Source organism: Isoptericola sp. NPDC056134 (assembly GCF_042264825.1).
Classification (GTDB): domain Bacteria; phylum Actinomycetota; class Actinomycetes; order Actinomycetales; family Cellulomonadaceae; genus Isoptericola; species Isoptericola nanjingensis.
Genome location: NZ_JBHJVM010000051.1, coordinates 1 through 5,370, shown reverse-complemented (window position 1 = coordinate 5,370; position 5,370 = coordinate 1). Strand labels below are relative to the sequence as shown.

3 protein-coding genes are annotated in these 5,370 nt (G+C 74.3%); 1 reads left to right on the top strand and 2 read right to left on the bottom strand.

Annotated features, from left to right (window positions below; genetic code table 11):
* The first annotated feature begins 243 nt into the window (after window positions 1-243).
* Window positions 244-684 (top strand): TIGR03618 family F420-dependent PPOX class oxidoreductase, encoded by a 441-nt coding sequence (locus ACFCZN_RS21080; protein ID WP_430558059.1) that lies wholly within the window; start codon window positions 244-246, stop codon window positions 682-684.
* A gap of 89 nt (window positions 685-773) precedes the next feature.
* On the opposite strand, the gene mfd is transcribed toward ACFCZN_RS21080, so the two are convergent.
* Together mfd and ACFCZN_RS21070 are read right to left on the bottom strand one after the other, a co-directional pair.
* On the bottom strand, window positions 774-4,379 hold the full coding sequence (gene mfd / locus ACFCZN_RS21075; protein WP_430558058.1) for a transcription-repair coupling factor: 3,606 nt from the start codon (window positions 4,377-4,379) through the stop codon (window positions 774-776).
* Between the two features lie 367 nt (window positions 4,380-4,746).
* On the bottom strand, window positions 4,747-5,370 hold a 624-nt coding region (locus ACFCZN_RS21070), incomplete at its 5' end, for a DUF4190 domain-containing protein (RefSeq protein ID WP_430558057.1).

Here is a 5,370-nt window from a genome sequence, read left to right as displayed (position 1 = left end):
CCGCCGCGTCCTGCGGCGCCCCCGCGCCGTCGCGCCCGTCGTCGGTCGTCCCGCTCATCGCGTCCCCGTCCGTCGCCCTGCCGGCCCGCGGTCGCGGGCCTCGCGGAGGGCGCGGCCAGCCCGCGCCGCGCCCGTCCGCTCCTCATGCTAGGAACGGATTCCGCTCGCCACCTGGCGAGACGGCAAATCCACCCGGATGCGGCACCAGCGATCATTCCCGGCCCCCGCGGAGGTCGACCCGCCATGACGACCGCACCCGGGACCGACCCGCTGACCGACCCCCTGCCCGGCCCCGCCCACCTGCCGGAGACCGCCCGCCGCCTCGTCGCCGAGCCCCACGTGGCGCACCTGGCGACGCTGCTGGCCGACGGCTCGCCGCACAGCGTGCCGCTGTGGGTGTCGTGGGAGGGCGACCTCCTCGCGTTCCTCACGGGCCCGCGCTCGCAGAAGGCGCGCAACGTGGAGCGCGACCCGCGCGTCGCCGTTTCCGTGACGCACACCGAGCGCCCCTGGGAGATGGCCATGCTGCGCGGCCGCGTGGTGCGGGTGCTCGACGGCGACAGCGGGTGGGCCGTCGTCGACAGGATCGCCCGTGCGCACACCGGCGCCGACTACCCGCGCGGCGAGGAGCGCGTGGCCTTCCTCGTCGAGGTGGAGCACGCGACGGCGCGGTCCTTCGGCTGACGCGACGCTCGGGCTCCAGGCCCGCCGGGCGGGCCCTCCTGCTCCGCCGAGGGTTTGTGCCGGGCGGGCGCCCCGCCCCCGGACGGCCCCTACCTCGGCGAGGACGTGCCGACCGAGGCAGCGGCGGAGACCTCGCCCAGGACGACCGCGTCGATCAGCTGCCGCGCCCAGGCGAGCACCTCCGCCCCGCGCAGGGGTCGGCCGCCGATGCGCGCCGTCGTCGGGAACGGCACGAGGAACGCGCGGATCGCGGGCTTGAGGATCGTGCCCGGGTACAGCCGCTTGAGCCGCAGCTGCGCCGACTCCGCGAGGTCCACCGGCGCGAACCGCACGAACTTGCCCTGCGCCGTGACGTCCGTGAGGCCGGCGCGGCGGGCGTGGTTGCGGAAGTCCGCGACGTCGAACAGCGCGGACGCGACGTCGGGGAGCTTGCCGTAGCGGTCCACGAGCTCGGCGCGCACCTCCGCGAGCCCGGTCGCGTCCTGCGCGGCCGCGATCTTCTTGTACGCCTCGAGGCGCAGCCGCTCGGTCGCGATGAACGACTCGGGCAGGTGCGCGTCGACGGGCAGCTCGATGGTGACCTCGGGCTGCTCCTCCTCGCGCTCGCCGCGGAACGCGGCCACGGCCTCGCCCACCATGCGCACGTAGAGGTCGAAGCCGACGCCCGCGATGTGGCCGGACTGCTCGCCGCCCAGCAGGTTGCCCGCGCCCCGGATCTCCAGGTCCTTCATGGCGATCTGCATGCCCGCGCCGAGGTCGGTGTGCGCGGCCATGGTGGAGAGCCGGTCGTGCGCCGTGTCGGTGAGCGGCCGCTCCGGCGGGTACAGGAAGTACGCGTACGCGCGCTCCCGCCCGCGGCCCACGCGGCCGCGCAGCTGGTGCAGCTGCGACAGGCCGAGCACGTCGGCGCGCTCCAGGATCAGGGTGTTGGCGTTGGAGATGTCCAGGCCGGTCTCGATGATCGTCGTGCAGACCAGCACGTCCAGCTCCTTCTCCCAGAAGGCGCGGATCACCTGGTCCAGCTGGTGCTCGCTCATCTTGCCGTGGGCCACGCCGATGCGGGCCTCGGGGACGAGCTCCGCCAGGCGCGACGCCGTCTTCTGGATGGTCTCCACCTTGTTGTGCACGTAGAAGACCTGGCCCTCGCGCAGCAGCTCGCGGCGGACGGCCGCGGCGATCTGCTTCTCCTCGTACGCGCCCACGTAGGTGAGCACGGGGTGCCGCTCCTCCGGAGGCGTGGCGAGGGTCGACATCTCGCGGATGCCGGTCACCGCCATCTCGAGCGTGCGCGGGATCGGCGTCGCGGACATCGCCAGCACGTCCACGTTGGTGCGCAGCTGCTTGAGCGTCTCCTTGTGCTCGACGCCGAACCGCTGCTCCTCGTCGACGATCACGAGGCCCAGGTCCTTGAACCGCACCGACCCGGTGAGCAGGCGGTGCGTGCCGATGACGATGTCCACGGTGCCCTTCGCGAGGTCCTCCACCGTCTCGGCGGACTCCTTGTCCGACTGGAAGCGGGACAGCGCCCGCACCGTGACGGGGAATCCCGCGTACCGCTCGGAGAACGTGTCGAAGTGCTGCTGCACCAGCAGCGTCGTCGGCACCAGCACGGCCACCTGCTTGCCGTCCTGCACCGCCTTGAACGCGGCGCGGATCGCGATCTCCGTCTTGCCGTAGCCGACGTCGCCGCACACGAGACGGTCCATCGGGACCGGCTTCTCCATGTCGGCCTTGACCTCGTCGATCGTCACGAGCTGGTCGGGCGTCTCGACGTATGCGAACGCGTCCTCCAGCTCCCGCTGCCACGGGGTGTCGGGGCCGAACGAGTGCCCCTGGGTGGCCATGCGCGCCGAGTACAGACGGATGAGCTCGCCCGCGATCTCCTTGACGTGCTTGCGGGCGCGCGCCTTGGTGTTCTTCCAGTCCGCGCCGCCCATCTTGGACAGCGACGGCGCCTCGCCGCCCGTGTACTTCGTGACCTGGTCGAGCTGGTCCATCGGCACGAACAGCCGGTCGCCCGGCTGGCCCCGCTTGGACGACGCGTACTCGATGACCAGGTACTCGCGCGTCGCCGCGTTCGCGCCCGCGCCGAGCGTGCGCTGCACCATCTCGACGAACCGGCCCACGCCGTGCTGCTCGTGCACCACGTAGTCGCCGCCGCGCAGCTGCAGCGGGTCGACGACGTTGCGCCGGCGGCTCGGCATCCTGCGCATGTCGCGGGTCGTGGACCCCTGCCGGCCCGTGAGGTCGGACTCGCTGAACACCGCGAGCCGCAGGTCCGTGGCGACGAACCCCTTGCCGACCAGCGCCGGGGCGACGAGGACGACGCCGCCCTCGGGCTCCTCCCCCAGCTCGGCGACCATGCGCGCGGCCGTGTCCTGCGCGGCCAGCTGCTCGACCATGCGCTTGGCCGGGCCGTGGCCCTCCGTGGTGAGCAGCAGCCGCCAGCCCGCGCGCTGCAGCGTCTGGACGTCGTCCAGCGCGCGCTGCAGGTCGCCGCGGTACGACTCGACGTCGCGCGCCCCGACGGTGAAGGTCGTGACGCCGTCGACCTCCGCCTCGGCCACGGTGCCCTCGTCGCCGCCCGCGTCGAGCGCGAACGACGACAGCGTCCACCAGCCGAGGCCGCGGCGCGCGGCGACGTCGCGCACCTCGGCGAACGTCTCGAACGACGCCGCGGACAGGTCGATCGGCGCGGCCCCGCCGGCGACGGCGCCCGTCCAGGCGGCGGCGAGGAACTCCTCGGTCGTGGCGACGAGGTCGTGCGCGCGACGGCGGACGCGCTCGGGCTCGTCGATGACGAGCAGCGCGTCGTCGGGCACCAGCTCGAGCACCGGGACCATGCGGTCCACGAGCACCGGGGCGAGCGACTCCATGCCCTCGACGGCGACGCCCGCGGCCAGCTTGTCGAGCATCTCGATCGCGCCGGGCAGTCGCTCCACGAGGCCGGCCGCGCGCTCGCGCACCGTGTCGGTGAGCAGGATCTCGCGGCACGGCGGGGCCCACAATCCCTGCTCGGCGATCTCGAGGGAGCGCTGGTCGGCGACGGCGAACCAGCGGATCTCCGTCACCTCGTCGCCCCAGAACTCGATGCGCAGGGGGTGGTCCTCCGTCGGCGGGAAGACGTCGAGGATGCCGCCGCGGACGGCGAACTCGCCGCGGCGCTCGACCATGTCCACGCGCGTGTACGCGGCGCCGACCAGGCGGTCGGCGACGTCCGTGAGGTCCGCCGTCGAGCCGGAGTGCAGCTCGACCGGCACCAGCTCGCCCAGCCCCTCGACCACCGGCTGCAGCAGCGCGCGGGCGGGCATGACGAGCAGGCGGACCGGGCCGGTCTGGCCGGGCTCGGGGTCCGGGTGCGCCAGCCGCCGGAACACCGCGAGCCGCTTGGCGACCGTGTCCGCGCGGGGTGAGAGCCGCTCGTGCGGCAGCGTCTCCCACGCCGGCAGCACCGCGACGTCGTCGGCCCGGTCGTCGGGCAGGTAGGCGCGCACCGAGGCGGCGAGCTCGTCGGCCTCGCGACCCGTCGCGGTGACGACGACGAGCGGCCGCCGCTCGGCCGCCGCCGCCAGCAGCGGGGCGCGCACGCCGACCGGTCCGACGACGTCCGCGAAGCCGCGCGCCGGGACGTGCTCGAGCGCGGCGGCGGCGCCGGGGTCGGCGAGGAGGGCGGGGACGATGCCGGTGAGGTTCATGCGGGTCCTTCGGGCGGGGTCTGCGGCGCGGTGCGATCGGGACGTGACTCGGTGTGCGGGCACGACGACAGGCCCAGCTCTCCCCGGGACGCACGGGGTTCCGGGGCCACGTCGTGGCCGGGGAACCGTGCGACCGGCGGGGGTGCCGGGCGTGCCGCACCAGACTACGCCGACCCTCCGACGTCGCCCCGCGAGGTGGTACGGGAGCTGCCGAGGTAGTACGAACCTTGCCCAGGTAGTACGAGGCCTGCCGAGGGAATGCTCCCTCGGCAGGCCTCGTACTACCTCGCGGGCTCCCGTACTACCTCGCGGAGACCGGTACTACCTCGGCAGGTGCAGGACTACCTCGCCGAGCCCGTCGCGGCGGTCAGCTGCCCGGGATGCGGCTGGTCAGGTCCTCGGGGAGCTGGTCGCGGATGCCGTCGGGCAGGCGGTCCAGCAGGTCCTCGCAGGAGACGGGGTCGCCCGCCTGGCACTGGCCGCCGAGCTCCTGGAGCTGGTCGGCGTCGCCGAGGGTGCCGGCGAGGTCCTGCAGGTCGCCGAAGGAGAGGTCGCCGGTGAGGCCGCCGAGCAGCAGGTCCGGGACGGACAGGTCCGTCTGCGTGAGCTGCTCCGCCTCGTCCAGAGCCTGCTGGATGTCGTCGCCGTAGGTGTTCCAGAGCCACAGCCCGGCGATGACCACGAGCGCCGTGAACACCACCTGGATCGACCCGAACGCGATGCCCGTCTTGGCCATGCCACGCCCGCCGGAGCGGCGACGGCGGGTCCGGTCCAGGCCGATGCCGCCCAGGATGATCGCGAGCACGCCCAGCAGCGGCACGACGAACCCGAGGATGCCGGTGATCAGCGCCGCCACGGCCGTCGGCTCCGTGCCGCGGCTCGCGGGCTCCGGGGCGGCCCGGCCCGGGCCCGACGGCCCCCCGTGCCCGGGCGCAGGCGCCGCGCCCCACGGCGACGGGGCGGCCGCGCGCTGCGGGGACGGCTGCGGGGC

Bases quoted from the DNA above. Each gene is read 5' to 3' on its own strand.
- ACFCZN_RS21080 (WP_430558059.1), top strand. From the start codon at position 244: ATGACGACCGCACCCGGGACCGACCCGCTGACCGACCCCCTGCCCGGC.
- mfd (WP_430558058.1), bottom strand. From the start codon at position 4,379: ATGAACCTCACCGGCATCGTCCCCGCCCTCCTCGCCGACCCCGGCGCC.